Genomic DNA, 26,665 nt, shown 5'->3' with positions numbered 1-26,665 from the left:
GTCTTAGGCCTTGATCGCTTCCTTGAGCGGCTTCACCAGGTCGGTCTTTTCCCAGGAGAACGAGCCGTCACGGCCAGCCTTGCGGCCGAAATGGCCATATGCGGAGGTCTTGGCGTAGATCGGCTTGTTGAGGTCCAGGTGGCGGCGGATGCCCGTCGGCGACAGGTCCATGGTCTTGCGGATCGCCGCTTCGACCTGATCTTCGCTCACCTTGTTGCCGGTGCCGTGCAGGTCGACATAGATCGACAGCGGCTGGGCGACGCCGATGGCGTAGGAGATCTGGATCGTGCACTTTTCGGCGAGACCGGCGGCCACGACGTTCTTGGCGAGGTAGCGGGCGGCGTAGGCCGCCGAACGGTCGACCTTGGTCGTGTCCTTGCCGGAGAAGGCGCCGCCGCCGTGCGGCGCGGCACCGCCGTAGGTGTCGACGATGATCTTGCGGCCGGTCAGGCCGGCGTCGCCGTCAGGGCCGCCGATGACGAACTTGCCGGTCGGGTTGATGTACCACTTGCAATCGCTGGCGATCGGCAGGTCGCCGAGGGCTTCGCGGATATAGGGTTCCACGACGGCGCGGACCTTCTTCGAATCCCAGCTGTCGTCGAGGTGCTGCGTGGAGAGAACGATCGAGGTGACCTCGGCCGGCTTGCCGTCGACGTAGCGAACGGTGACCTGGCTCTTGGCGTCGGGGCCGAGCTTGGCGGCGTCGCCGTCGCCGCTCTTGCGGGCGGTGGCGAGCAGCTGCAGGATCTTGTGCGAGTAGTAGATCGGCGCCGGCATCAGGTCCGGCGTTTCCTTGCAGGCGTAACCGAACATGATGCCCTGGTCGCCGGCACCTTCGTCGCCCTGCTGGTCGGCGGCGTTGTCGACGCCCTGTGCGATGTCGGCGGACTGCGAGTGCAGGAGAACGTCGATCTTGGCCGTCTTCCAGTGGAAGCCGTCCTGCTCGTAGCCGATGTCCTTGATGGCGCGGCGCGCGGCGGTCTTGAACTTCGACGGGTTGATGACGTCGGCGCCGTTCTTGTCCTTCTTCATCAGGCTCGGCGGCAGGCGAACCTCACCGGCGATGACCACGCGGTTAGTGGTTGCCAGCGTTTCGCAGGCGATACGCACGCCCCATGGATTGACGCCGGTCTTCGCGGCTTCGCGGTACACCAGATCCACGATCTCGTCGGAGATACGGTCGCAGACCTTGTCCGGGTGACCTTCGGCTACGGATTCGCTGGTGAAGAGGTAATTGGCACGCATTCCGGGATTCCCCTCAAAGAATAAAAAGCTGCGTAGTGGTACTCAGTTCAGGGCCGAAAAACAAGCGCAGAAGGACATAAATATATCTTTATATCTGTGACAAAATGGCAAATTATGCCCAAAAAACGCAAAAAAGCGGCCTTTACAGCCGCTTTCCCGAGTGTGACTTCTGAGGGATGCTTATTCGGAGTCGGCTTCGGCGGCGAGCGCCTTGACCAGTTCGACGACTTTGCGGCGCACCTTGGGATCGGTGATCTTCACGAAAGCGCGGTTCAGCTGCAGGCCTTCCGACGAGGACAGGAAGTCGACCACGTAGTTGGAGCTGGAGGCTTCCGCCATGCCGCCCGCCATGCCGGCGTTTTCGCCGGGCGCGTCCTCGAAGAAGAAGGAGACCGGAACGTTGAGGATGCTGGAGATGTTCTGCAGCCGGCTGGCGCCGACACGATTGGTGCCTTTTTCGTATTTCTGGATCTGCTGGAATGTAATGCCGAGGCTCTCCCCAAGCTTTTCCTGGCTCATTCCAAGCATCGTTCGGCGAAGGCGAATACGGCTGCCGACGTGAATGTCGATCGGGTTCGGCTTCTTCTTATTCTCAATCATGGTGCTGCCCTAACAATAATCTGCCCTTGTTTAAACCGGCACGCCCAAACCCATCCCCAAAACGCCACGTTGCAAAGCGCGATCTATTCACCTTGAACCATACGTTAAGAATGCCGATCCTAACCACTATGCAATTTTAGGGGTTTTTGGTCAATTACGCTTGAAAACAAAACCAAAACGCGAGACGAGTGCAATTGCAAGCAGAAGTGTTTCGATCAACCAGAAGTACCTTTCGCGTGACGACGGCAGATCGGCCGAAGAGACGAAACTATCAAGGGTTGCGTCAAAAAAGCCGGTTTCGTTCAGTCCAAGCCCCGCAATAATTTCGCCGCGAGGACTTATCATGGCGGAAATGCCGCTATTGGCATCGCGAATCAGCGGCAGGCCGGTTTCCACGGCGCGCACGCGCGCCTGCAGGAAGTGCTGGTAGGGGCCGGGCGTGGAGCCGAACCAGGCATCGTTCGTGATGTTGAGAATGGCCGATGCCGAGGCGATATCGCCGGTCATTTCGCCGGGGAAGATGATCTCGTAGCAGATCAGCGGGTAGAGCTTGAGCCCGCTCGGCAGTGTCAGAAGCTGCCGCGAGGCGGCCGGAGAAAATCCGCCGGGCATCTCGACGACATTCTGGATGCCGAACGAGCTGAGAAGGCTCTCGAACGGCATGTACTCGCCGAACGGCACGAGGTGCATCTTGTCCGCGGCGGCGATGATCTGGCCACGACCATCGATCACGTAGATCGAGTTGTAGTAGCGCGGCGGGTTGCCGGGGCCCATATCCTCGGCCCTGACGGCGCCGGCAAGCAGTACCTGGTTGTCGTCGAGCGTATCGGCGATCCGGGTCAGCGCGTCCTTGTTGTCGGTCAGGATGAACGGGATGGCGGTCTCCGGCCAGACGATGATGTCGGGCTTTTTGCCACCATCCTTCGGCGCCTCCGCCGAAAGCTTCAGGTGCTTCTCGAAGATCGCCGCGCGGTCGCCATTGCTGTCCATCTTGTCGCTCTGGTCGATCATCGGCTGCACGAACCTGACGACCGGGCTCGGGCCGGAACCCGGGGCGGCAACTGGCTTCGGCGCGCCGTAGAGCACGTAGGTGCCGTATCCCAGATGCGCCGCCAGCAGCAGCACGGCCAGGCCGATGCCCGTCCTGGCGCCCTGCTTGGTGCCGAGCAGGGCGGGGGCGGCGAAGACGAAGACCGACAGAGCGGTGATGCCCATGATCCCGATGATGTGGGCCGACTGCATCATGACAGGCACGGGCGTCATGCCATAGCCGATGGCGTTCCAGGGAAAACCGGTCAGGATCACGCTTCGCGTCCATTCCAGCAGGCCGAAGCTCGCCGCCAGCGCCGCGATCCGGCCAACGCCGTCCGACCAGAAAACGCGCGCCAGCGCCGTTGCGACGCCGTAGAAAATCGCCAGGAATGCCGGGAGCCCGAGGATCGCCAGCGGCAGTGCCCAGGCGAACTCGTCGGACTCGATCATCAGCGCCTGCCCGAGCCACCAGAGACCGGCGACGAAATAGCCGAAGCCGAACAGCCAGCCGGTGACGAATGAAGGCCATAGCCTTCCGATCAGGCTGCTGCCGGGCGCGGACGCGGCGCCGTCTATCAGCCACACCAAAAGGGTGAAGGAAACGAACATCGCGGCGAAGAAGCCGATGGGCGGAAGGGCCAGAACGCCGAACGCACCGGCAAGGACTGCCAGCATCACCCTTTTATAGCCCCAGACCAGGATGACCTTGTCCGCAATCCGCTCCATGCGCACCTCAAAAAATCCGCGAATCAACTGAGGTCGCAGTGTTTCAATAAAGCCGCACCTTGTCGTGGTGCGCGCCGATCAATTTGCCGTTGGCGTCTCGTTCTGCCGTTCGTCGCCGTGATCCAGGCCCGTCACGCCGTCGCCGTCGTTCTTCGCCCGCCGGCGGATCGCCTGGCGCTTGCGGGTGATGCGCACGCGCTTGATGCGGCGGGGGTCGGCGTCGAGGATGTGGAACTCGAAGCCGGGCAGCGCCTGAACGACTTCGCCGCGCACCGGAATGCGGCCAAGCTCGGAGAAGATCAGCCCGCCCAGCGTATCGACTTCGTCGACCTGTTCGGTGATGTCGAAATCCGGGCCGATGGCTTCCGCGATATCCTCGAGCTCGACGCGGGCGTCGGCCACGAACATGTCCTCGGAGACCCGCTTGAACATGACTTCTTCGTCGTCGTGCTCGTCGTCGATATCGCCGACGACCATCTCCACGATGTCCTCATGCGAGGCTAGCCCGTCGGTGCCGCCATACTCGTCGATGACGAGCGCCATCTGCGTGCGGTTCACCTGCATGCGGCGCAGAAGATCGGAGGCGAGCATCGAGGGCGGAACGAACAGGATCTTGCGGATGATGCCCGCTTCGGAAAGCGTCTTTTGCAGGTCCACGCGGGCGAGGTCGAAGTTCGGCTTGGCCGAGCGCGGCGCCTTCAGGTTCTCGGGCGCGACTTCGACGATCGGATCGGCGCCCTTGGCGGCCTTGGTCGGCGCGCGGCGCTTGTTGCGCGCCTGCTTGGCGACATAGGAGAGGAGGTCGCGGATGTGCACCATCCCACGCGGATCATCCAGCGTCTCGGCATAGACGGGCATGCGCGAGCGGCCGGATTCCTCGAACAGGATCATCAGCTCGCCGATGGTGATCGTCTGGTCCACGGCCTCGATATCGGCGCGCGGCACCATCACGTCGGCAACGCGCACTTCGCGGAAGCGCAGGATGTTGTTGAGCATCGCCTTCTCGTCGGCGGAGAAGGCATCGCCATCGGCCGCGTCGGTCATCAGCGCGTCGGCCAGGTCCTCGCGGATGCGCGAACCCTGCTGTGGTCTCAATATGCGGGCAGCCCGCGACCAGAAGGATTGGGATCGTCCGGACTGCCTGCTACTACTGCCACCCTCGTCGGAGGATGATTGATCGGCGGTGTCCTTGGCCTCGGTGGCCGGTCTCGTCGTAAAGTCGCTCATGGTTCCATTTTAAGGTCTTGACCCTCGTATGGGTCAGATAGGCCGAGTTTCGCCAGAATGCGAGTCTCCAGCCCCTCCATTATCTCGGCTTCGGTATCATTATTATGATCGTAGCCGAAGAGATGCAAGAAGCCGTGCACCATCAGGTGGGTGAGATGGTCGTCGAAGCTCTTCTCGAGCTCGACCGCCTCGCGGGCCACGGTCTCCCTGGCGATGATGATATCGCCAAGCATCGGCCCCGGAACCTTGCCCGGCTGAACCGGGAAGGCGGGGAATGAAAGCACGTTGGTCGGCTTGTCCTTGCCGCGCCATTCCGCGTTGATGTCCTGGATCGACGCATCGTCGGTGAAGACCAGCGACACCTCGGGGACCATTTTCGGAAACGGCTGCTTCTCGGTCTCGCGCAGATAGGTCGCGGCCGTTTCCAGCACGCGGTCGGCCAGCGCCTGGAGCGCGTCCTCGGAGGGCCATTCGCCCTCCTCGATGCTGATCTGTATGTCGAGTTCGGCCATCAGTCCTGCTGCGCGGCCTCTGGTGTATCCGTCAGGTAGGTCGCGTCGTAGGCGCGAACGATGCGGCCGACCAGCGGATGGCGCACGACGTCCGTGTCCTTGAAGCGGATGATCGAGATGCCCTCGACACCGTTCAAGAGCTGCAGCGCCTCGACCAGGCCGGATTTGACGCCGCGCGGCAAGTCGATCTGGCTCGGGTCGCCGGTCACGATCATCCGCGAGTTCTCGCCGAGACGCGTCAGGAACATCTTCATCTGCATTGATGTCGTGTTCTGCGCCTCGTCGAGGATGACGGCGGCGTTGGACAGCGTACGTCCGCGCATGAAGGCGAGCGGCGCGATCTCGATGACGCCGGCGGTGATGGCGCGATCGACCTTGTCGGCCGGCATCATGTCGTAGAGCGCGTCGTAGAGCGGGCGCAGATAGGGATCGACCTTCTCCTTCATGTCGCCGGGCAGGAAGCCGAGGCGCTCGCCGGCTTCGACGGCCGGGCGGGAGAGGATGATCTTCTCGACGACGCCGCGCTCCAGAAGCTGCGCGGCGTGGGCGACGGCCAGATAGGTCTTGCCGGTACCGGCGGGGCCGCAGCCGAAGACGAGTTCGGAACGCTCCAGCGCGCGCAGATAGGCATCCTGCGTCGGCGTGCGGGCAATGATGGTCTTCTTGCGCGTGGAAACCTGCGCCATCGTCAGCTTGGCCTTCTTCTCCATCGTCGGCAGGCTCAGCTGATCGTCGGCGGCCACAGCCATACGGATCGCGCCCTCGACGTCGGAACGTTCCACGCTGCCGCCCTTCTGGAGCTTGTCGTAGAGATAGTCCAGCGTGCGGCGCGCCTGGTTGGTGGTGACGATGTCACCCGAGATCACGACGGAGTTGCCTCGCGCTCGGGCGTCGATGTTCAGGCGTTCCTCGAGAAGCTTGAGGTTCTGGTCGAATTGACCAAACAGTTCGCTGGCGAACCGGTTGTTTTCGAACGTCAGAATAAAGTGATTGGCGTCGCTCGCGATGCGTGGGTGGCGCGGTGAAGAAGAAACCAATTCTTGTCCGTTCAAGCGGTCGAGCTCCTTGAGTTAGGCACCAGCCTCTACGATCTCGGAAAACAGGCTGTTGGGTCCGGTACCTGTGATTCGCACATTGATAATGTCACCGATTTGCGATGCTTTTGCATCAACATTCACCGACTGAAGCCAGGGGGAACGGCCGATAAGTTGTTGAGACATGCGACCGGGCTTTTCGAGCAACAGTTCGATGGTCTTTCCGACGCAGGATTCGGCAAATTCCTGCTGCTGCTTCAGGAGAAGCGCCTGCAGGCGTTCGAGCCTTTCTGCCTTGATCTCTTCCGGCACCTGGTCCTTCAGATCAGCGCCGGGCGTGCCCGGCCGCGTCGAGTATTTGAACGAGAAGGCCTGCGCGTAGCGGACCTTCTCAACGAGTTTCAGTGTATCCTCAAAATCGGCGTCTGTCTCCCCCGGAAAACCGACGATGAAGTCGCCCGACAGCGCGATATCGGGACGCGCCGCGCGGATGCGCTCGACCAGCGTCAGATACTCGGCCGCGGTGTGCCGGCGGTTCATGGCCTTCAGGATCCGGTCGGAGCCCGCCTGCACCGGAAGATGCAGGTAGGGCATCAGCGCGCGGAGATCGCGATGCGCCTCGATCAGGCGGTCGTCCATGTCGCGCGGATGGCTGGTGGTGTAGCGAAGGCGGGCAAGGCCGGGGATCTCGGCCAGCCGGTAGAGCAGGTCGCCCAGCGTCCACTCCTCGCCATCAGGGCCAAGTCCGTGCCAGGCATTGACGTTCTGGCCGAGCAGCGTGATCTCGCGCACGCCGCCCTCGACCATCTTCTGCGCTTCCTCGACGATCTGCGAAACCGGGCGCGACACTTCCGAGCCGCGCGTATAGGGCACGACGCAGAAGGTGCAGAACTTGTCGCAGCCTTCCTGCACGGTCAGAAACGCGGTCACGCCGCGCGCCCGGATCTTGGTCTTCTCGGCGATCGGCAGATGCTCGAACTTGTCTTCCAGCGCATATTCCGTATCGACGATGCGCTGCCCTTCCTTGGCGCGGCGCAACGCTTCCGGCAGGCGGTGATAGGTCTGCGGCCCGATGACGACGTCGACGGCGGGCGCCCGGCGGAGAATCTCTTCGCCTTCCGCCTGCGCCACGCAACCGGCCACGCCGATCATGAACTCGCGGCCCTCTTTATTGCGCTCCCTCTTCATGTCGCGCAGCCGCCCGAGCGCCGAGTAAACCTTCTCGGCCGCCTTCTCGCGGATGTGACAGGTGTTGAGCAGCACGAGATCGGCCTGCTCCATGTCCTCCGTCGGCTCGTAGCCGTCGCGCGCCAGAGCATCGCTCATGCGCGTGGAGTCATAGACGTTCATCTGGCAGCCATAGGTCTTGATGAAAACCTTGCGGCTGTTGCTGCCATCGCGGAGTGTTGTCTCCGGGGCCGGGAGGAGGGCGCTGTCCTGGGTCATGGCGGCTATTTAGTGGTTTTTGCGCCGGGAGAAAAGGGAATCTTGCCTCAACCCGCGTCCCGGCCTCTCAACGCCGCGCCCAGCATGGCGCGGATGCGCTGGGCGATCGTCGAGCTGACCTGCTTGCGCTTGGTCTCGGCGCCGTAGGAGACCGCTTCGCCGAAATGGACGTCGACCTCGAAGGCGCCGCAGCGCAGCATGTCCTTCAGGTGCGGCAGCATCTCGACGTCGCCGGGCCAGGAGGCGAGCGGGCGGTGATAGCGGCCCATCGGAAGCCCATGCACGCCGGTATAGGCGATCGCCACCGGCTGCACGATGACGGTCCCGGTCGGCGAGGCGGGAATGGCCATGGCGGCGGCGCCGAACAGCGAGGATTTCACCTCCAGCAGCCGGTTGCCATCGGACGTCGTGCCCTCGGGAAACAGGACGACGATTTCGCCGTCGGCCATGCGCGCGGCGATCTCGTTCACCTGGTTGCCGGTGTTGCGCTTTTCCTCGCGCACCACGAAGACGCTTTTCTGCAGCTTGGCGAGCGTTCCGAAGATCGGCCAGTCGCGCACCTCGTTCTTGGCGATGAAGGCGACGTCGGCGATCGACGACAGCACCATGATGTCCATCCACGACGAATGGTTGGCGCAGAGCATCAACGGCCTGTGCGTCTCAATCCGCCCGTGAACGCGCACCCGAATGCCGAGAGAAAAGCAGATGATGCGATGCCAGACGCGCGGCAGCCGGCGGCGCATCTTCCAGTCGTAGCGCAGGGCCAGAAGTTGCCAGGGCATGAGCAGGATGCTGGCGAGGAGGATGACGATGCCGGCGAAGGCGACGCGCAGCCAGGCGATCAAATCGAACACTCCGCGGCTGCACGCATGATATCAGTGATCGTCCTTTTTGAGCGGTATGCCGTAGAGCTCGAGCCGGTGGTCCACCAGCGTGAAACCGTGCTCGCGGGCGATCCGCTCCTGCAGCGCCTCGATTTCCGGCGAGCGGAACTCGATGACGATACCGGTCTTCAAGTCGATCAGGTGGTCGTGATGCTCTTCCGGCACCGTCTCGTAGCGCGAACGCCCGTCGCGGAAGTCGTGGCGGGCGATGATGCCGGCGTCCTCGAACAGCTTGACGGTGCGGTAAACGGTGGAGATGGAGATCTTGGCATCGACCTTCACCGAGCGGCGATAGAGCTCCTCGACGTCGGGATGATCCGCCGATTCCTCGAGGATGCGCGCGATGACGCGGCGCTGCTCGGTCATGCGCATGCCGCGCTCGGTGCAAAGATCCTCAAGGGTTTTGTCAGCTTCCGTCATGAGGTGCCTTCCGATAGTCTGCGTTTCAAGACGGAACTAGCGAAGAATGCGCTTCATGACAAGCGCCGTGGATACCTCGCCATTGGCGTCCTTGTAGTATCCACGCCGTTCTCCGACCTGATCGAAGCCGAGCTTGCGGTAGAGGCCGAGTGCGGCGACGTTGCCCTTGTCGACCTCGAGGAAGATGCTTTCGCCGCCGCGCTGCTTGGCCTCGCGCATCGCCGCCTGCATCAGCCGCCACCCGAGACCCGACCGCCCGACCTTGGCCTGCACGGCGATCGTCAGGATCTCGGCCTCGCCGGCAACCTCGCGCGCCAGGACGAAGCCCGGCAGCGGCTTTTTCAGGAAGGCGTTGGTCTGCCGCGCCACGAAGCCGAAGACGTTGTTCTGGCTGAGCAGGCTGTAGAACTCGCCATCGCCCCAGGGGCGCGCGAAGCGTTCGCCGTGCAATGTCGAGACCGCATGGCAATCATCGGCATCCATAGGGATGATTTCGAATTCCGGTTTCAGCGAAAGATAGGATTCCAGCATGGTCATACTCGCGCAATCGCAAACCCGGCCTGCGGCTTGGCGTCGGGTCCGCGCAGATAAAGTGGCTTCGGCTTTCCGGAAGAGGGATCGGCGGCGGCGGCAAGGCGCGCCACGATGGAGATGGGGAAATGGTTGGCGTGTTCGCCGGTAGCATCGGGCCGCAGCAAGGGCGTCGCCGAGCCGGTGACCACGCCGTCGAAGGAGGCCGCGAAGGCCTGCGCGTCCTCGACGGTCACCGCCCTGGCGTCATCGAGCGGCGTGCCGTCTGCGTCGAAGGCTTGCAGATAGATCTCGTTGCGCTTGGCATCCATGGCGGCCAGCACCCGTCGGCCCGGCGAGCGTTCACGCTCTGCCTCGGCCATGACAGCGAGCGTCGTGATGCCGACGGCGGGCACGCCAAGCGAAAGGGCAAAGCCACGGGCGGCGGCGACGCCGACGCGGATACCGGTGAAAGACCCCGGACCGATGGTGACGGCAACGCGCTCGACATCGGCGAGCCGAACGCCCGCCTGATCCAGCGCGCGGTCGATAACCCCAATCAGATGCTCTGCGTGCCCCTTGCCGATCATGTCCGATGCCTCCCCCAGCACCGTATTCCTGCTGCTGTCATAGACAGAAGCAGCGCAATCCACCCCGCGGTGTCGAGCGCCAGTATGATCATGGCATCTATTTCCGAATAAACCGTTCCTGCCCATCTTTACACCGCTCCATACATCGCAAGACGCCGCGCTTGCAAACGCCGCGTCGTCGCGAATGTCGGTTCAGCTCGTCAGACGGCTTCGACTTCCTGGACCTCGGGCACGAAATGGCGCAGCAGGTTCTGGACGCCGTGCTTCAGCGTTGCCGTCGAGGACGGGCAACCCGCGCACGAGCCCTTCATGTTGAGATAGACGGTGCCGTCCTTGAAGCCGCGGAAGGTGATGTCGCCGCCATCCTGGGCAACGGCCGGACGCACGCGCGTATCCAGCAGTTCCTTGATCGTCAGCACGATCGTCTCGTCACCCTCGTCGAAGAACTCGCCATCGGCATCGGCTGCTTCACCGAGTACCGAGGAGGCGCCCATGACCGGCTTGCCGGACATGAAGTGCTCCATGATCGAGCCGAGGATGGCGGGCTTCAGATGCTGCCATTCCTGGTCTTCCTTGGAGACGCTGATGAAATCGTAGCCGAAATAGACGCCGGTCACGCCGTTGATCTCGAACAGGCGAGCCGCGAGCGGCGAGGCGGCCGCTTCCTCGCGGTTGCGGAACTCGGCGGTGCCGCTCTCCATGACGATCTTGCCCGGCAGGAACTTCTGCGTGGACGGGTTCGGCGTGGCTTCGGTCTGGATAAACATGGTGCTCTCCGTGCGGCAGGCGCGCGCCCGCGACGTATTTAGAATTCTTCAAAAGTAGAAATAAGCCGTTTGGCGTTGCTATTCAAGAGACTGATACTCAAGAAAGCGCTTTATGCCAACGCGTCCAGTTCCTCATCGCTCAGTGTATCAGGCAAAACAGTGACGGGGATGGGAAAGGCCGCACCCCGGCCGGCGACCGACGACACAAGGGGTCCGGGCCCCTCCTTGGCGGAGCTCGCGGCCAGCACCAGAATGGCGATGTCGCGGTCGTCCTCGATGACGGCGTTGATCTGCTCGGCCGCGCTTCCCTCGCGGATGACGATCTCGGGCTCGATGCCGATATTCTCTCGCACCAGCTGCGCCGATTTGGCCACGACCGCTTCGGCTTCCTCGCGTGCTTCGGCCCGCATGATCTCCTCGACCCCCAGCCATTGCTGGAAGTCGCCGTCGGGGATCACGTAGACGAGCACCAATCCGCCATTGGAATTCTTGGCGCGCCGGCCGGCATAATGAACGGCGCGCTGGCATTCGGGCGTGTCATCGATCACGGCCATGAACTTGCGGCGGTGACCTTCGAGCCGTGAGAGTCGTTTTGATACCATGAGCGGGACTCTGACACTTGATCCGGGAGATTTGCAAGTCCCCGTTTTTGCCGCGAACTGTCCGGTCCCCGACAGGCATGCAGCCGGACCTATCGTCCGGCGGGAACCAGTCCGTAAAGCAGCATGATTTCCTTCACATGTTCGATGTCAGGCTTGCCGATGACATTGATGGCCGAGGCGATCTCCTCGAAGAACCGCCTGCCGATCAGCCCCGGCGTCATGGTGATCAGCGCGCGTGCTGTTTCCTGGTGCAGGTTCTCATGCGTGTGGACGATGCCGCGCGGAATGAACACCGTGTCGCCGGCCCGCACCTCGCAGCGCTCGCCGTCGACGGTGGTCGTCATCGTTCCGGAGAGACCGAAGATCACCTCGTCGACATCTTCGTGGTAATGCGCCGCCGGCACGCGAGACTGGTAGGGGACGACGAATTCGAACATGACCATGCTGCCCGCGCTCTGGTCCTCATCGACCAGCAGCCGAACCTCCATCATGCCGATCTGAATGAGGTTCCGGTCGCGCATCTTGGCCTCCTCATGGCTTGAAGGAGAGTACGCCGCAGTCCGGTCTTCGACAAGTGTGGGCCTTCGAGGCCCAGGAAGCCCGGGCGGCCGAAGCCGCCCGGCTCAACTTGCTAGTAGAGGAAGCCGACGATGTCGCGGACTTCCTTCATCGTCACTTCGGCGCGCGCCCGAGCTCGCTCGCCGCCATCGCGCAGGATTGCGTCGATATGGCTGGTATCGGCCATCAGGCGGCGCATCTCGGCGGTGATCGGCGACAGCACCTTGACCGAGAGGTCGATCAGCGCCGGCTTGAACACCGAGAACTGCTGTCCGCCGAATTCCGCGAGCACCTCGGCCTTCGACGTGTCGGCGAGTGCCGCGTAGATGCCGACGAGGTTGTCGGCCTCCGGGCGGCCCTGCAGGCCGTCGAGTTCGCTCGGCAAGCCGTCCGGATCGGTCTTGGCCTTGCGGATCTTCTTGGAGATCGCATCCTCGTCGTCCATCAGGTTGATGCGCGACAGGTCGGATGGGTCCGACTTCGACATCTTCTTGGTGCCGTCGCGCAGCGACATGACGCGCGGCGCCGGGCCGTCGATCAGCGGCTCGACCATCGGGAAGTAGGCATGCACCGGCTCCTTGCCGACGGTGATATCCACCCCGTATCCGGCCTTGCGGATATGCTCGGCGTAATCGAGGTTGAACTTCATCGCGATGTCGCGGGCAAGTTCCAGATGCTGCTTCTGGTCGTCGCCGACGGGAACATGCGTTCCGCGGTAGACGAGAATATCGGCGGCCATCAGGCTCGGATAGGCGTAGAGACCGAGCGAGGCCTGCTCGCGGTCCTTGCCGGCCTTGTCCTTGAACTGCGTCATGCGGTTCATCCAGCCGATGCGCGCCACGCAGTTGAAGATCCAGGCGAGTTCCGCATGCTGCGGCACGGCCGACTGGTTGAAGACGATATGCTTCTTCGGGTCGATACCGGCGGCGATGAAGGCGGCGGCGATCGAACGGATCTGGTTCGGCATGTCCTCATGCACCAGCTGCGCGGTCAGCGCATGCATGTCGACCACGCAATAGATGCAGTCGTTGCCGTCCTGCAGCGCCACGAACTTGCGGATCGCGCCGAGATAGTTGCCGAGATGGAGATTGCCGGTCGGCTGAACGCCCGAAAAGACCAGTTTCTTGAATTCGTTCATCATGTCCTCGATTAGGCTTGTGGAGGGCCCCAGGGCCAACGGCCCATGTTGCTAACGTCGCGGCTTATGCACGTCGGATGGCTTGTGATCAAGGGGCTGTGGTGGTGGCGTGCTGGATGAGATCGAAGGTGTTGCCGTAAGGATCGGAAAACACCGCGACGGTGCCGTAGACCTCGTGCCGCGGCGCCTCCAGGAAGCGTATGCCGGCCCTGGTCATCGCGGCGTGGTCGCGGGCAAAGTCGTCGGTCGAAAGAAAGAACCCGACACGCCCGCCGGTCTGATTTCCGACCACGGCCTTCTGCCGCTCGTTGGCCGCTTGCGCCAGCAGAAACGCGGCCCCGCTTGCGCCCCTCGGCTTCACCACCACCCACCGCTTCCCCTCCGGCTGCACCTCGTCCTGCAGGCACTCGAAGCTCAGCGCATCGCAGTAGAACGCCTTGGCGCGATCGTAGTCGTCGATGACGAGCGTAATGAGGAAGAGCGATTGGGACATGGATGGGCTCCTGTTGTGGTCTTGAGTTTGTTGCCGGGGACTGGCGGGCGGTCAAGCGGGAAGGGCTGGAATGAAGACCCCTCCCAACCCTCCCCCACAAGGGGGAGGGCTTAATCTGTGGCGCTGCCGAAGCCACGATTGATTTGGGCGGTCACCGCGAGTCTTCTCCCCCACCTGTGGGGGGAGATGCCCGGCAGGGCAGAGGGGGGTATTCCACGGCAAAAACCTCTCTCTTCACATCCCAATCCACCAACACACCAAAACCCCACGCCGCCCGAAGGCCCGTGGTTTCAACCATGCACTTCACTCGGACGGGGCGCTGGAAATCACCTCGATTGAGTAAGTAAGATATGGCGCTTCCCAGCGCCCCGTTCGGCGGTTTTTATCCGCGACTCCGATCTCTCTGCCTTCTCGCCCAACTTCGCGGCGAGACCATGTGTGCCTCACAGGCACGTCCGGGCTCAACTCGGCACCCTCTTGCAAGGGATACCGCCGTCACCGGAGGGAGATCATTTTCCGCGGACCCGGATCATGAGGTTTTGCGTCCTACCCTCACGCTCCGCGCCGATCCCGCCTCGCCGGCACGCCTGCCGGGGTATCCGATGACGGGACGCGTTTATTGTAGGGCGGGGTTTTCGAGTGGGGAAAATTGACGCCCCGATTTGGTGTGAATATGCTCCGGCGCTCTCGCGAAAAGGGCAATTCATACCCCATTTTAGGTATATTGAATGTATCAATTCGACGTAAAATAAGGCATGTACGTGATATACTAGGTAGGATGTTCCTTAAATTGGCCATTTTTGAGGAGAGTTTTGCCGCCCGCAAACATGAGCGCCGCGCTGTGCGGTGCTCCCAAGTGGGGGACGAAATGATGCATCCTGCATTCTCAATCGTACTGGCCGGCCTTTTCAGCCTCTCCTGCATCGACGGCGCGAACGCTCAGAACATGCGAAAGCTGTCGATCGGACCGCTGAAGAAAAATGAAACGCTTGCCTATGGCCTGCAGACCGTCAGCGTCCGCGCCGGCTGCTTTCCGCCGAAACTGAGAGGTATCCTCGCCTACATTGCCGACAGGGCAGGGCGCCGGCCGCTCGTCACCTCGGGCCTGAGGGCGAATTCCGGCCGTTCGCAGCACCGTCACTGCGCCGCCGCCGATATCCGGGTATCCGGCGTTTCCGACAGGACGATCATCGCCATTGCCGCGCAGGCGCCCGGCATCGGCGGCATTGGCCGTTATTGCAACGGCATCATCCATGTCGATGTCGGCCCGAAGCGCCACTGGACCAGATGTTGAGCGGCGGCGCCGGTCCCGGGGTGGCGGATCAGCCGTCCGTCTTGGTGGCCGCCGGCTTGCGCTTGAGGTTGCGGCGGATCATGCCGAGGTTCGCGCCGCCGATCAGAAACGCCGTGGCGAAATAGACCACCATCGAGATGCCGATCAGCAGGCCGAGCGTTCCGACCTTGGTCGCGAGCGAAGCGCTCGAGGCGAGCCACGGCTCCCAGCGCTGCTGCAGATACATGATCACCCCGCCCATGACGGCGGCCGAAACGACGAGCAGCGCCGTTCGCCGCGCGAGCGCCCATTCCCATTTCAGGTGACCGCGCCTGATGAGCGTGGTGAACAGAAGAACGGTGCTGATCCATCCGGCCGTGGCTTCCGCGACCGCTATGCCCGGCGCGCCGAGATAGGGAAACAGCGTCAGCGCCGTGGCGCAGTTGACGCCGACGGCGACCGCCGAAAAGCGCATCGGCGTCTTGGTGTCCTCGCGGGCGTAGAAGCCCGGCTGCAGCGCCTTGATCAGCACGAAGGCCGGCAGCCCGATGCCGTAGATCGCAAGGATCGAGCCGACGATCATCGTGTTTTCCTGTTGGAAGGCGCCGCGCTCGTAAAGCACGCGGATGATCTCGTCGGACAAGATCCACAGCGCGAAGGCGGCGGGGATCGTCAGAAACATCACGAATTCGATCGAGCGGTTCTGCAGGTTGCCCGCCTCGCGCAGATTGCCGCCCTTCAGCGCGCGCGCAAGTTCCGGCAGGAGCACGACGCCGACGGCGACGCCCACCACGCCGAGCGGCAGCTGGTATATGCGGTCGGCATATTGCAGGGCCGCGATCGCACCTTCCTTGCTGGAGGCGATCGCCTGGCCGATCATCTGGTTGATCTGCGTGATGCCGCCGGTCACGGCGGCGGGGATGGCGAGGATCAAAAGCCGTTTGACGTTGGGCGTGATCCTCGGAAAGCGGATGCCGATGCTCATGCCGGCATGCAGTACGCCGAAATAGACGACCGCGAGCTGCAGGACGCCCGCCAGCAGCACGCCCCAGGAGAGATACCAGGCGGTCTGCAGCGGTTCGGCGCCGGTGTAGAGCGCGTAAAACAGCGCCCCGATCATCACGACGTTGAGGAAGACCGGCGCCACGGCGGCGGCGAAGAAATGATGCAGCGAATTCAGCATCCCGCTCATCATCGCCGTCAGCGACATGCACATCAGATAGGGAAACATCACCGCCGCCATGCGCACGGTGATCGAGAATTTCTCCGGATCGTCGGTAAAGCCCGGCGCGATGACGAAGCGCACCAGAAGCGGCATCGAGAGCTCCATCACGATGGTGATGAGAAGCAATACGGAAAACAGGACGCCGAACACTTCCTCGGAAAACCGCTTGGCGCCATCGGTGCCGTTCGCCTCGATCTCCTTGGCGAAGAGCGGCACGAAGGCGGCGTTGAACGCGCCCTCGGCGAACAGCCGGCGAAACAGGTTCGGAAAGCGGAAGGCCGCGTAGAACACGTCGGCCATCGGCCCGGTGCCGAGCGCCGCCGCCATCAGCGTTTCGCGGGCGAAGCCGAACAACCGGCTGCCCAGCGTGGCGCCGCCGACGGTGGCGAATTTCTTGACGAGGCTCATGCGGCTAAAATTCCTTCATGGGAAGGGTGAGAGTGCAATTGCTTGGATGCGCCGATCCCATAGAACTCCCTCATTCCTGTGCCCAAGCTTCGCTCGGGCGATGTCACAGGAATCCAGCTGCCGCGCGTCTGCGCGGCGAAAGACTCTTTTTCAGCCCAAGGACTTGGGCTGGCTGGATTCCTGTGACGAGCACAGGAATGAGGGAGAGAGGGCTTGGCGACCACCTATCGCGTCCTCTCGGCCGTGTCGGCCGGCGCGATCATGCCCGACGGCATGCGCTCGCGCAGCTCGTCCTGTTCCTCGGCGATGACAGCCCGCATGCGGGCGGTGATGTTGGAGCGCTTGCTGTCGCCCGATATCTTCTGGCCGACGAGATCGGTGACGTAGAAGGTGTCGATCACCTTCTCCCCGAAGGTCGTGATCCGCGCCGACTGGATGTCGAGCGACAGATCCGACAGCACGGCGGTCACCTCGGACAGAAGGCCCGGCCGGTCGAGGCACTCGACCTCGATGACGGTGAACTTGTTCGACAGGCTGTTGGAGATATGCACCGACGGCGGGATGACGAAGGCCTTGCTCTTCTTGCGGTTCTTGGTGCGGGTCGCGATCACCTCGGGCAGCCGCTTGCGGCCGGACAGCACGTCCTCGATCATCCGTCCGACGGTGGCCGCGCGGCGCAGCTCGTCGGCGTCGTCCTTGAACTCGCGGCTGACATGGATGGTGTCGAGCGCCCGGCCGTCCGAGGTCGTGAAGATCTGCGCGTCGACGATGTTGGCGCCGGCCGCGGCGCAGGCGCCGGCGATGACGGCGAGCAGGCGCGGATGGTCGGGCGACAGCACCGTGATCTCGGTGATCGCATGGAAGCTGTCGGTGCGCACCATCGTCGCCAGCGCCTGTCCGGCCTTGTCGGCCTGGCGGATGAAGCCGGCATGGCGCACCTGGTCTTCCAGCGGCACCGAAAGTAGATAGGGCTGGTAGTGCAGCTTGCTGTAGATCTTGCGATCCTTCTGCGTCCAGTCGGCAAGCGCGTTGAACAGCGCCTCGGCGGCGACCGCCGCGCGCTCCTTGCGCGAAACTTCCGAGAAGCCGCCGGCAAGCAGAAGCTCGGTCTCGTAGTAGAGCGTGCGCAGGAGCTGCCCCTTCCAGCCGTTCCAGACCCCGGGTCCGACGGCGCGGATGTCGCAGACCGTCAGGATCATCAGCATCTTCAGCCGCTCCAGCGATTGCATGCGGTCGGCGAAGTCGGTGATCGTCTTGCGGTCGGTGAGGTCGCGCGTCTGCGCCACCATCGACATGGTCAGGTGTTCCTCGATCAGCCAGACGACGGTCTCCGTCTGCTTGTGCGACAGGCCGAAGCGGGCGCAGAGCTTGCGGGCGACACGGGCGCCGGCGATCGAGTGATCCTCCTGGCGTCCCTTGGCGACGTCGTGCAGGAGCACCGCCACATAGAGCGCCTCGCGGTCCTCGATCCCGGGCATCGTCTTGTTGGCGAGCGGATGCAGCTCTTCGGCCTTGCCCTTGTCGATCTCCGAGAGCACGTCGACGCTGCGCAGCAGATGCTCATCGACCGTGTAGTGGTGATACATGTTGAACTGCATCATCGCGACGATCTTGCCGAATTCGGGAATGAAGCGGCCAAGCACGCCGGCCTCGTTCATGCGCCGCAGGATCAGTGCCGGGTCGCGCTTCGAGGTCAGGATGGAGAGAAACAGCCGGTTGGCTTCCTCGCTCTCGCGCACGCTGTTGTCGATCAGGCTGAGCGAGCGCGTCACGCGCTTCAGGGCATCCGGGTGGAATTCGAGCCCGTTGATATCGGCCACATGGAACAGCCGGATGATGTTGACGGGATCGCGCTTGAACACGTCCGCGCCGGCGAGCGCGATGCGGCCGCGATCCTCCATGAAGTCGGTGCTGCCGGCGATCTTGCGGGTGCGGTGGGTGAAGCGGCTGAACACGCCCGAAAGCCCGGGCGTCGATTTCGCCTGCTGGTCCTCCAGCGCCGCGCAGAGAATGCGCGTCAGGTCGCCGACGTCCTTGGCCACAAGGAAGTAGTGCTTCATGAACCGCTCGACCGCCGAAAGGCCGGGGCGCGAATGATAGTCGAGCGCGGTTGCGATCTCGCGCTGGATGTCGAAGGAGAGCCGTTCCTCGGCCTTGTTGGTCAAGAAGTGCATGTGGCAGCGCACCGCCCAGAGGAAGTCGTCGGCCTTCTCGAACAGATGATATTCGTGCTTGGAGAGAACGCCGAGCGCCACCAGTTCGGCGGTGTCGCGCACGTGGTAGTAATATTTGGAAATCCAGAACAGCGTGTGCAGGTCGCGCAACCCGCCCTTGCCCTCTTTCACGTTCGGCTCGACGAGATAGCGCGTGTCGCCTGCCTTGCGGTGGCGCTCGTCGCGTTCGGCGAGCTTGGCGGCGATGAATTCGGGGCCGGTGCCGGTGACGATCTCCTTGTCGAAGCGGGCCTCGAGCTCGGTTTCGAGCGAACGAAGGCCGCAGATGTAGCGCATCTCCAGGATCGCCGTGCGGATCGTCATGTCGGACTTCGACAGCGCGATGCACTCTTCCAGGGTGCGGGTGGCGTGGCCGACCTTGAAGCCCATGTCCCACAGCATGTAGAGCATGAATTCGACCGCCTTGTGCGTCTCTTCCGCCGGCTTCGGCTGGAACAGGAAGAGCAGGTCGATATCCGAGCCCGGCGCCAGCGTGTCGCGGCCGTAGCCGCCGACGGCCGTCACCGAGAACTTGTCCTTCTGCTTGGGAAAGACGTGGTCGGTGGCGAATTCGTAGAGGACCGTGATGATCCGGTCCTGCAGCCAGGAGATCCGCCGCGCGCATTTCAGTCCGCTGCCGTCGGCCGAGAGCAGTTCGCGCGCCTTGTTGCGCCCGTCCGCGCTGGCCTTCTTGAAGATGCCAAGCAGATCGGAACGCATCGCGTCCGGCCGGTTCTTGTTGGCTTCGACCACGGCGTCGCACTGCTTGCGCAGATAGTCGGTATCGAGAATGTCGGAGAAATCGATGTCGTTCGTCGGCGCCATGCGCTGGGCGGCTTCCTGTTCGCGCGGCGCGGCCATCTGCTGCGCCTGTCGTTTCGTCTGCATGCGCTATAGCCTTTTTGTCCGCTATTTGACACGGGCTTTCATACTGCAAGAACCTTTAATTTTGGCGAAAAGGTGATCGCGCGCCGACGCGGCGTACGAGGCGGTCGCGCTTACGCGGCGACCTGCGCGTTCACCGAGTAGAGAACCTTGCGCGTCTCGCTGGCGATCTCCTCCAGCATGTCCCGGTCGCATTCGCGGTAGCCGGCCTTGGCGATCGATGCCGTCAGATCGGAGATGCGGGCGCAGCAGCGGGTGATCTGCAACAGCCCGAAAGGCGAGGCCCAGCCGCGCGGAGTGCCGTCCTCGTCGGCGAGGCGAAGCGCCTCGATCGCCGTGAAGATGTTTGCGAGCAGCTGCGTTTCGGCAAGCAGGCGGTCCATGAACATGCGCTTACCCTTGCTTCAGCTTCTTCTTGAGGTCGTAGAGCGCGTCCAGCGCCTCGCGCGGCGTCATGTCGTCGAGGCTCATGTTCTTCAGCGCTTCGTCGACCTTCGAGGGACCGCGCGCCACATCCTCGCGCCGCACCGCCACCTGGAACAGCGGCAGGTCGTCGATCAGCTGGCTCGCCGGGTTCTTGCGGTCGGCGTCCTCGAGCCGCGTCAGCACATCACGGGCACGCGAAACGACGGAGGCCGGCAGGCCGGCAAGCCGTGCCACCTGGATACCGTAGGAGCGGTCGGCGGCACCGGGGCCGACCTCGTGCAGGAAGATCACGTCGCCGTCCCATTCCTTCACGCGCATCGTCGCGTTGGAAAGCCGCGCCAGCTTCTCAGACAGCACGGTCAGTTCGTGGAAATGCGTGGCGAACAGGCCGCGGCAGCGGTTTGCCTCATGCAGATGCTCGACCGACGCCCAGGCGATCGACAGGCCGTCGAAGGTCGCGGTGCCGCGCCCGATCTCGTCCAAAATGACGAGCGAGCGGCTGGTCGCCTGGTTGAGGATCGCTGCGGTCTCCACCATCTCGACCATGAAGGTCGAGCGCCCGCGCGCCAGGTCGTCGGAAGCGCCGACACGCGAAAACAGCCGGTCGACGATGCCGATATGCGCCGACGTCGCCGGCACGAAGCAGCCCATCTGCGCGAGAATGGCGATCAGCGCGTTCTGGCGCAGGAAGGTCGATTTACCGCCCATGTTCGGGCCGGTCAAAAGCCAGATCGCGCCATCCTTGCCGTCTCCCTCGGGAGAGAGGTCGCAATTGTTGGCGACGAACGGCCCGGTGGACTGGCGGCGCAGCGCCTGCTCGACCACGGGATGCCGCCCGCCCTCGATGGCGAACATGGTCGAACCATCGACCTGCGGCCGGCAATAGGCCTGCTCGTCGGCCAGCAGCGCGAGGCCCGCGGCAACGTCGATAATGGCCAGCGCCCGCGCGCCGGCCTTGATCGTCTCCGCCTCGGAGACGACAGCCGCGCTCATGCGGTCGAAAGCGGCAAGCTCGATCGACAGCGCCTGGTCGGCGGCGTTGGCGATGCGGCTTTCGAGATCGGCAAGCTCGGTGGTGGTGAAGCGCATCGCGTTCGCCATCGTCTGGCGGTGGATGAACCGCGCCTTGGCCTCCGGCGTGTCGGTCATCGGCCCGGCATTGCCCGCCGTCACCTCGATGAAGTAGCCGAGCACGTTGTTATGCTTGATCTTCAGCGACTTGATGCCGGTCTCGTCGGCATATTGCAGCTGCAGGCCGGCGATCACCCGGCGTGACTGGTCGCGCAGCGCGCGCACCTCGTCCAGCTCGGCATTGGCCCCGTCGCGAAGGAAGCCGCCGTCGCGCTTCAGAAGCGGCAGCTCGTCGCCGAGCGTTTCGCTGAGCAGTGCCGCCACCTGTTGCGGCAGGGCGATGAGGCCGGCCAGCGCGTCGGCCAGTTCCTCGGGCAGCATCGCGGTTTCGAGCAGCCGCGCCACGTCTGTGGCGGCGTTCAGCCCCTGGCGGATCGCCGCCAGATCGCGCGGACCGCCGCGTTCGAGCGCCAGTCGCGACAGCGCGCGCGGCATGTCGGGTACGTGCTTCAGGAGATCGCGCAGGTCGCCCGAGAGCGAGGGCTCCTCGATCAGGAAGCCGATCGAATCCAGCCGTTCGATGATCCGCGCCGGATCGGTCAGCGGCGACATCAGGCGCTCGGCGAGCAACCGCGCGCCGCCGCCGGTCACGGTGCGGTCGATGGCTTTCAAGAGCGAGCCGTTGCGATCGCCGGAAAGCGTGCGTGCAAGTTCGAGATTGGCACGCGTCGCCGGGTCGATGAACAGCGTCGAGGCAGCGCTTTCGCGCTCCGGCTTGCCGAGCGGCGGCCGTTCGGCGATCTGCGTCTTCTCGACATAGGCGACGGCCGCTGCCGCTGCCGCGAGTTCCGAGCGCGAAAAGGTGCCGAAGCCATCGAGCGTCGAGACGCCGAAATAGCGCGCGATCCGCCCTTCCGCCGTGGCGCTGTCGAACAGCACCGATGGCTGCGGCACGGCGGTGCGGCCCAGAACGTCGAATACCGGCTTCAGCTCCGGATCGTAAAACATCGTATCCGGCACGATCAGCTCGCGCGGATCGATCCTCGAGATATCGGCCAACAGCCGCGATGCCTCGGTCTCCGCCAGGCGGAAAACGCCGGTGGAAATATCGATCCAGGCAAGCGCCATCAGCGGCTCGGAGGCGCCGCGGATGCGGGTCAGCGCCATGAGATAATTCGATTCCGAAGGCGAAAGCAGCTTTTCCTCGGTGATCGTTCCCGGCGTCACCAGCCGCACGACGTCGCGCTTGACCACGGACTTGCTGCCGCGCTTCTTGGCTTCCGCGGGGTCCTCGACCTGCTCGCAGACCGCCACCCGGAAACCGAGCCCGATCAGCTTCTGCAGATAGTCGTCGGCCGCGTGAACCGGCACGCCGCACATCGGGATATCCTGGCCCATGTGCTGGCCGCGCTTGGTCAGCGTGATCCCGAGCGCGCGCGAGGCGTCGAGCGCGTCCTCGAAGAACAGCTCGTAGAAATCGCCCATGCGGTAGAACAGCAGCGAATCCGGATTGTTCGCCTTGATCTCGATGAACTGCTCCATCATCGGCGTGGCCGAGGCGCGGCTCTCTTCCGTTGCAAGCTCGGCAGCCGAAAAGGCTTCGCGTCTCAAGGTCATTCGATCGTTCACGGAGTGGGCTTTTCTCTAAAAAACAGGGTGCCACCCTATCGAAGCGCGGCTATAGAAGACAACAGCTATCGGGAAATGGGAGCCGTTAGCCCACAGGAGGATTGAGGGAGGTATTCGACGAGCCGCAAGGTCGGGAACCCCTTGTGAGGGGAGCCTGTCAGTTTCAACGGATATTTTAATCGATTGTAGCCGTACGGCTTTTTCGCAACGCGTCGTGTCAGCCCCGGGAACCGTGTCTATAGAGGGGCGACCAGCGCAATCGAAGGCCGGTTGTCAGGAGATTTGGAGGAGATATGCCCGACATGAACAGCAAGCAGCGCCCCGCCAACGGCATTACCGACAAGGAAGCGCTCGACTTCCATTCGCAGGGAAAACCCGGCAAGCTCGAAGTCAACCCGACCAAGCCGATGGCCACGCAGCGGGATCTCTCGCTTGCCTATTCGCCGGGCGTCGCCGTCCCCGTCAAGGCCATCGCCGCCGATCCCGCTACCGCCTATGACTACACGTCGCGCGGCAACATGGTTGCGGTCATCTCCAACGGTACGGCCATCCTCGGCCTCGGCAATCTCGGCGCGCTGGCCTCCAAGCCGGTCATGGAGGGCAAGTCGGTGCTCTTCAAGCGCTTCGCCGATGTCGACAGCATCGACCTCGAGGTCGATACCGAAAATGTCGACGAGTTCATCAACTGCGTCCGCTTTCTCGGCCCCTCCTTCGGCGGCATCAACCTCGAGGACATCAAGGCGCCGGACTGCTTCATCATCGAGAGCCGCCTGCGCGAGCTGATGGACATTCCGGTGTTCCACGACGACCAGCACGGCACCGCGATCATCGCCGCCGCCGGCCTCATCAACGCGCTGGAACTGACCGGCCGCGACCTGAAGACGGCGAAGCTGGTCTGCAACGGCGCCGGCGCCGCGGCCATCGCCTGCGTCGAGCTCATCAAGGCCATGGGTTTCGCGCCCGAGAACATCACGCTTTGCGACACCAAGGGCGTGATCTACCAGGGCCGCACCGAAGGCATGAACCAGTGGAAATCGGCGCATGCGGTCAAGACAAAGGCCCGCACGCTGGAAGAAGCGATGAAGGGCGCCGATGTCGTCTTCGGCCTGTCGCAGAAGGGCGCCTTCTCCGAGGAGATGATCCTGTCGATGGCCGACCGCCCGATCATCTTCGCGATGGCCAATCCCGACCCCGAGATCACGCCGGAAGAGGTTGCGCGCATCCGCGACGACGCCATCATGGCGACCGGCCGCTCGGATTATCCGAACCAGGTCAATAACGTCCTGGGCTTCCCCTACATCTTCCGTGGCGCGCTCGATGTCCGCGCCACGACGATCAACGACGATATGAAGATCGCCGCCGTCCGGGCGCTGGCGAGCCTCGCCCGCGAGGACGTTCCCGACGATGTCGCCGCGGCCTACCAGGGCAATCGCCCGCGCTTCGGTCCGCAGTACATCATCCCGGTCCCCTTCGATCCGCGCCTGATTTCGGCGATCCCCGTGGCGGTCGCACAGGCCGCCATGGAAAGCGGCGTCGCCCGCAAGCCGATACCCGACATGGCCGCCTATGCGCGCGAGCTGTCGGCCAGGCGCGATCCGATCGCCTCGACGCTCGCCAGCCTCTATGAGCGCGTGCGCCGTCATCCCAAGCGCGTGGTCTTCGCCGAGGCCGAGGAGGAGCAGGTCATGCGCGCCGCGCTCTCCTACGCCAACCAGCAGCTCGGCACCGCCATCCTGCTCGGCCGCGAGGACCTGATCAAGGCGACCGCCGAGCGCGCCGGCATCGATCTCAACCGCCCCGGCCTCGAAATCGTCAACGCCCGCATCTCGACGAGGGTGGAGGCCTATATCGACTATCTCTACGCCCGCCTGCAGCGAAAGGGATACCTGCACCGCGATGCCCAGCGCCTGATCCACAACGACCGCAACCACTTCGCGGCCTGCATGGTGGCGCTCGGCGATGCCGACGGCATGGTGACCGGGATCACCCGCAACTATTCGACGGCGCTCGAGGATGTTCGCCGCTGCATCGACCAGAAACCCGGCCATCGGGTGATCGGCGTGTCGATCGCGCTCTGCCGCGGCCGCACCGTCTTCGTCGCCGACACGGCGGTCCACGACATGCCGTCGGCCGAGGAGCTTGCCGATATCGCCGTCGAAGCAGCCGGCTTCGCGCGCCGCATGGGCTACAATCCGCGCGTCGCGATGCTCGCCTACTCGACCTTCGGCCATCCCTCCGGCGAGCGCTCCGAGCGGGTCCGCGAAGCCGTCGCCATCCTCGATCGCCGCCATCTGGATTTCGAGTATGACGGCGAGATGTCGGCCGACGTGGCGCTGAACCGCAAGGCCATGGAGCAGTATCCCTTCTGCCGCCTGTCGGGCCCCGCCAACGTGCTGGTCATGCCGGCCTTCCACTCCGCCTCGATCTCCACCAAGATGCTGCAGGAACTCGGCGGCTCGACCGTGATCGGCCCCATTCTCGTCGGCGTCGACAAGGCGGTGCAGATCACCTCGATGGGGGCGAAGGACAGCGACATCGTCAACATGGCCGCGATCGCGGCCTATACGGGGTCGTGAGTTGATTGTGGGGTGAGGTGGCTATGGATGAGGGTGTGCCGTGCGGCCCCCTCATCTGGCTGCCGCCATCTTCTCCCCGCTGGGGAGAAGGGACTCGTAGCGGGCCGCTTGCTCAACCTCCCCTTCGCCCCAACGGGGAGAAGGTGCCCGAAGGGCGGATGAGGGGGCCACACGGCACAACGCTAAATGCAGCTAACTACGCCAACCAAATCAGCTGGCAAACCGCCCGGCATCGGCACCGTAATAATTCACATACCGATCCGAGATGCTTGATATCGGCAGAACGATCAGCACATCCGTCGTGTTGAACGCCTTGTCGACCACGGCGGTGGAGCCGACCATCGCGCCGAGGCGCAGGTAGCCCTTGATCAGCGGCGGCAGCGCCATCAGCGCCCGCTTCGGATTGACGGCTTCGACCGGCATCAGGTCCATGTCGCGGGCAAGATGCGGCAGGGCGTCGACGGCCCACTCGTCCTTGGCGGCGACGTTGTGGCGCAGGAACGAGAGCGCCAGCGCATGCATTTCCGGGTGAATGCCGGGGAAGGAGGCGCAGCCGAACATCGCGCTCATGCCGTGCTTCAGCGCATAGGCCCAGTTGCCCTGCCACAGGAGCTCGACGATGCGCTTGGTGCGGTAGTCCGGCAGCACGCAGGAGCGGCCGAGCTCCATGAAACGCTTATCCGGATGGCGCGCGATGAGCGAGTTGATGTCAAATTCGGAAGCCGAGTAAAAGCCGCCATTGGCCATCGCCACCTCCTGCCGCAGCAGGCGGTAGGTGCCGACGATCTGGTCCTCGCTGTCGCCCTCGATCGAGCGATCGAGCACCAGCAGGTGGTCGCAGAAGGCGTCGTAGGCATCGAAGTCGCGCTTGCGGCGCATCGCTTCCGCCGGAAGCTGCGCCTTCATCTCGTCCACGAAAACCCGGTAGCGAACGGACTGCGCTGCGTCGATCTCGCCGGGCGTGCGGGCAAGGCGCGTTTCGAGATTGCCGATCCGGCCGAACACGTCGCTCTCGATCTGTTCGGCCTTCCGCGCGGGGGGAAGGGCGTCGACGAGGGGCTCACGGTTGCAGATATCCACGGACATGACGAATCTTTCATTGCCGGCTTCAGGACGCCATAAAACACTTATATGCGACAGCAAAGTGACATTTTAAACCCCCAAATACGCAAGAG

22 protein-coding genes and 1 pseudogene are annotated in these 26,665 nt (G+C 63.6%); 2 read left to right on the top strand and 21 right to left on the bottom strand.

Annotated elements, in window-relative coordinates; all coding sequences use genetic code 11:
- Positions 1-3: 3 nt before the first annotated feature.
- From metK to P3R82_RS23980, 16 genes and pseudogenes are all read right to left on the bottom strand, one after another.
- Positions 4-1,245 carry a methionine adenosyltransferase gene (gene metK, locus P3R82_RS24055; protein WP_183901168.1) on the bottom strand — a complete coding sequence of 414 codons (1,242 nt, stop codon included), beginning with the start codon at positions 1,243-1,245 and terminating at the stop codon, positions 4-6.
- Positions 1,246-1,425: 180 nt separating this feature from the next.
- Positions 1,426-1,845: a helix-turn-helix domain-containing protein gene (locus tag P3R82_RS24050; RefSeq protein ID WP_018898182.1), complete on the bottom strand. Its 420-nt coding sequence runs from the start codon at positions 1,843-1,845 to the stop codon at positions 1,426-1,428.
- A 150-nt stretch (positions 1,846-1,995) separates the two neighbouring features.
- Positions 1,996-3,603 carry an apolipoprotein N-acyltransferase gene (gene lnt, locus P3R82_RS24045; RefSeq protein ID WP_283195604.1) on the bottom strand — a complete coding sequence of 536 codons (1,608 nt, stop codon included), beginning with the start codon at positions 3,601-3,603 and terminating at the stop codon, positions 1,996-1,998.
- Between the two features lie 78 nt (positions 3,604-3,681).
- On the bottom strand, positions 3,682-4,830 hold the full coding sequence (locus P3R82_RS24040; protein WP_283195603.1) for a hemolysin family protein: 1,149 nt from the start codon (positions 4,828-4,830) through the stop codon (positions 3,682-3,684).
- Positions 4,827-5,342: an rRNA maturation RNase YbeY gene (gene ybeY, locus P3R82_RS24035; RefSeq protein ID WP_183901171.1), complete on the bottom strand. Its 516-nt coding sequence runs from the start codon at positions 5,340-5,342 to the stop codon at positions 4,827-4,829. The genes P3R82_RS24040 and ybeY overlap by 4 nt, the downstream gene beginning before the upstream one ends.
- Positions 5,342-6,394, bottom strand: coding sequence for a PhoH family protein (locus tag P3R82_RS24030; RefSeq protein WP_111561572.1), 1,053 nt, complete (start codon positions 6,392-6,394; stop codon positions 5,342-5,344). Before P3R82_RS24030 ends, ybeY begins: the two co-directional genes overlap by 1 nt.
- 18 nt (positions 6,395-6,412) lie before the next feature.
- Entirely contained in the window at positions 6,413-7,822 is a 1,410-nt protein-coding gene (gene miaB, locus P3R82_RS24025; RefSeq protein ID WP_283195602.1) for a tRNA (N6-isopentenyl adenosine(37)-C2)-methylthiotransferase MiaB, read from the bottom strand.
- A gap of 47 nt (positions 7,823-7,869) precedes the next feature.
- On the bottom strand, positions 7,870-8,667 hold the full coding sequence (locus P3R82_RS24020) for a lysophospholipid acyltransferase family protein (protein ID WP_283196414.1): 798 nt from the start codon (positions 8,665-8,667) through the stop codon (positions 7,870-7,872).
- A gap of 30 nt (positions 8,668-8,697) precedes the next feature.
- Positions 8,698-9,126 carry a Fur family transcriptional regulator gene (locus tag P3R82_RS24015; RefSeq protein ID WP_183901175.1) on the bottom strand — a complete coding sequence of 143 codons (429 nt, stop codon included), beginning with the start codon at positions 9,124-9,126 and terminating at the stop codon, positions 8,698-8,700.
- 36 nt (positions 9,127-9,162) lie between these two features.
- Positions 9,163-9,663: a GNAT family N-acetyltransferase gene (locus P3R82_RS24010; protein ID WP_283195601.1), complete on the bottom strand. Its 501-nt coding sequence runs from the start codon at positions 9,661-9,663 to the stop codon at positions 9,163-9,165.
- Positions 9,660-10,318, bottom strand: a pseudogene (gene tsaB, locus P3R82_RS24005) (tRNA (adenosine(37)-N6)-threonylcarbamoyltransferase complex dimerization subunit type 1 TsaB). Before tsaB ends, P3R82_RS24010 begins: the two are co-directional and overlap by 4 nt.
- 108 nt (positions 10,319-10,426) lie before the next feature.
- On the bottom strand, positions 10,427-10,993 hold the full coding sequence (locus P3R82_RS24000) for a NifU family protein (RefSeq protein WP_183901178.1): 567 nt from the start codon (positions 10,991-10,993) through the stop codon (positions 10,427-10,429).
- A gap of 110 nt (positions 10,994-11,103) precedes the next feature.
- Positions 11,104-11,595 carry a universal stress protein gene (locus P3R82_RS23995; protein WP_112943828.1) on the bottom strand — a complete coding sequence of 164 codons (492 nt, stop codon included), beginning with the start codon at positions 11,593-11,595 and terminating at the stop codon, positions 11,104-11,106.
- Positions 11,596-11,684: 89 nt separating this feature from the next.
- On the bottom strand, positions 11,685-12,116 hold the full coding sequence (locus P3R82_RS23990; protein WP_183901179.1) for a cupin domain-containing protein: 432 nt from the start codon (positions 12,114-12,116) through the stop codon (positions 11,685-11,687).
- A 110-nt stretch (positions 12,117-12,226) separates the two neighbouring features.
- Positions 12,227-13,291, bottom strand: coding sequence for a tryptophan--tRNA ligase (gene trpS / locus P3R82_RS23985; protein ID WP_283195600.1), 1,065 nt, complete (start codon positions 13,289-13,291; stop codon positions 12,227-12,229).
- Positions 13,292-13,379: 88 nt separating this feature from the next.
- Positions 13,380-13,784: a VOC family protein gene (locus tag P3R82_RS23980; RefSeq protein WP_283195599.1), complete on the bottom strand. Its 405-nt coding sequence runs from the start codon at positions 13,782-13,784 to the stop codon at positions 13,380-13,382.
- Positions 13,785-14,655: 871 nt separating this feature from the next.
- Between P3R82_RS23980 and P3R82_RS23975 the strand changes: the two genes are divergently transcribed.
- A complete protein-coding gene (locus P3R82_RS23975; protein ID WP_283196413.1) occupies positions 14,656-15,078 on the top strand; it encodes a DUF882 domain-containing protein in 423 nt (140 codons plus the stop codon).
- A 28-nt stretch (positions 15,079-15,106) separates the two neighbouring features.
- On the opposite strand, the gene murJ is transcribed toward P3R82_RS23975, so the two are convergent.
- The 4 genes from murJ to mutS all read right to left on the bottom strand — a co-directional run bounded on the left by murJ (position 15,107) and on the right by mutS (position 22,902).
- Positions 15,107-16,690: a murein biosynthesis integral membrane protein MurJ gene (murJ, locus tag P3R82_RS23970; RefSeq protein WP_183901182.1), complete on the bottom strand. Its 1,584-nt coding sequence runs from the start codon at positions 16,688-16,690 to the stop codon at positions 15,107-15,109.
- Positions 16,691-16,914: 224 nt separating this feature from the next.
- The gene (locus tag P3R82_RS23965; RefSeq protein ID WP_283195598.1) at positions 16,915-19,791 is read right to left on the bottom strand and encodes a [protein-PII] uridylyltransferase; all 2,877 of its coding nucleotides are present in this window, start codon (positions 19,789-19,791) and stop codon (positions 16,915-16,917) included.
- 110 nt (positions 19,792-19,901) lie between these two features.
- Positions 19,902-20,177: a hypothetical protein gene (locus P3R82_RS23960; RefSeq protein WP_283195597.1), complete on the bottom strand. Its 276-nt coding sequence runs from the start codon at positions 20,175-20,177 to the stop codon at positions 19,902-19,904.
- A 4-nt stretch (positions 20,178-20,181) separates the two neighbouring features.
- Positions 20,182-22,902, bottom strand: coding sequence for a DNA mismatch repair protein MutS (gene mutS / locus P3R82_RS23955; RefSeq protein WP_283195596.1), 2,721 nt, complete (start codon positions 22,900-22,902; stop codon positions 20,182-20,184).
- 305 nt (positions 22,903-23,207) lie between these two features.
- On the opposite strand from mutS, the gene P3R82_RS23950 reads away from it, so the two are divergent.
- On the top strand, positions 23,208-25,490 hold the full coding sequence (locus P3R82_RS23950; RefSeq protein WP_283195595.1) for an NADP-dependent malic enzyme: 2,283 nt from the start codon (positions 23,208-23,210) through the stop codon (positions 25,488-25,490).
- A gap of 210 nt (positions 25,491-25,700) precedes the next feature.
- Here the strand turns inward: P3R82_RS23950 and P3R82_RS23945 are convergent, their stop codons facing one another.
- Positions 25,701-26,576 (bottom strand): GNAT family N-acetyltransferase, encoded by an 876-nt coding sequence (locus P3R82_RS23945; RefSeq protein ID WP_283195594.1) that lies wholly within the window; start codon positions 26,574-26,576, stop codon positions 25,701-25,703.
- Positions 26,577-26,665 lie beyond the last annotated feature (89 nt).

It is taken from the genome of Rhizobium sp. AN80A (assembly GCF_030053015.1).
GTDB lineage: Bacteria > Pseudomonadota > Alphaproteobacteria > Rhizobiales > Rhizobiaceae > Rhizobium > Rhizobium metallidurans.
The sequence above is the reverse complement of the archived record's forward strand: the minus strand, read 5'-3'. Positions and strand labels throughout refer to the sequence as shown.

Bases quoted from the DNA above. Each gene is read 5' to 3' on its own strand.
- miaB (WP_283195602.1), bottom strand. From the start codon at position 7,822: ATGACCCAGGACAGCGCCCTCCTCCCGGCCCCGGAGACAACACTCCGC.
- P3R82_RS23975 (WP_283196413.1), top strand. From the start codon at position 14,656: ATGCATCCTGCATTCTCAATCGTACTGGCCGGCCTTTTCAGCCTCTCC.
- P3R82_RS24010 (WP_283195601.1), bottom strand. From the start codon at position 9,663: ATGACCATGCTGGAATCCTATCTTTCGCTGAAACCGGAATTCGAAATC.
- P3R82_RS24015 (WP_183901175.1), bottom strand. From the start codon at position 9,126: ATGACGGAAGCTGACAAAACCCTTGAGGATCTTTGCACCGAGCGCGGC.
- metK (WP_183901168.1), bottom strand. From the start codon at position 1,245: ATGCGTGCCAATTACCTCTTCACCAGCGAATCCGTAGCCGAAGGTCAC.
- mutS (WP_283195596.1), bottom strand. From the start codon at position 22,902: ATGACCTTGAGACGCGAAGCCTTTTCGGCTGCCGAGCTTGCAACGGAA.
- P3R82_RS23965 (WP_283195598.1), bottom strand. From the start codon at position 19,791: ATGCAGACGAAACGACAGGCGCAGCAGATGGCCGCGCCGCGCGAACAG.
- P3R82_RS23945 (WP_283195594.1), bottom strand. From the start codon at position 26,576: ATGTCCGTGGATATCTGCAACCGTGAGCCCCTCGTCGACGCCCTTCCC.
- P3R82_RS23950 (WP_283195595.1), top strand. From the start codon at position 23,208: ATGCCCGACATGAACAGCAAGCAGCGCCCCGCCAACGGCATTACCGAC.
- ybeY (WP_183901171.1), bottom strand. From the start codon at position 5,342: ATGGCCGAACTCGACATACAGATCAGCATCGAGGAGGGCGAATGGCCC.
- P3R82_RS24000 (WP_183901178.1), bottom strand. From the start codon at position 10,993: ATGTTTATCCAGACCGAAGCCACGCCGAACCCGTCCACGCAGAAGTTC.
- P3R82_RS23990 (WP_183901179.1), bottom strand. From the start codon at position 12,116: ATGCGCGACCGGAACCTCATTCAGATCGGCATGATGGAGGTTCGGCTG.
- trpS (WP_283195600.1), bottom strand. From the start codon at position 13,291: ATGAACGAATTCAAGAAACTGGTCTTTTCGGGCGTTCAGCCGACCGGC.
- murJ (WP_183901182.1), bottom strand. From the start codon at position 16,690: ATGAGCCTCGTCAAGAAATTCGCCACCGTCGGCGGCGCCACGCTGGGC.
- P3R82_RS23980 (WP_283195599.1), bottom strand. From the start codon at position 13,784: ATGTCCCAATCGCTCTTCCTCATTACGCTCGTCATCGACGACTACGAT.
- P3R82_RS24040 (WP_283195603.1), bottom strand. From the start codon at position 4,830: ATGAGCGACTTTACGACGAGACCGGCCACCGAGGCCAAGGACACCGCC.
- P3R82_RS23960 (WP_283195597.1), bottom strand. From the start codon at position 20,177: ATGTTCATGGACCGCCTGCTTGCCGAAACGCAGCTGCTCGCAAACATC.
- lnt (WP_283195604.1), bottom strand. From the start codon at position 3,603: ATGGAGCGGATTGCGGACAAGGTCATCCTGGTCTGGGGCTATAAAAGG.
- P3R82_RS24050 (WP_018898182.1), bottom strand. From the start codon at position 1,845: ATGATTGAGAATAAGAAGAAGCCGAACCCGATCGACATTCACGTCGGC.
- P3R82_RS23995 (WP_112943828.1), bottom strand. From the start codon at position 11,595: ATGGTATCAAAACGACTCTCACGGCTCGAAGGTCACCGCCGCAAGTTC.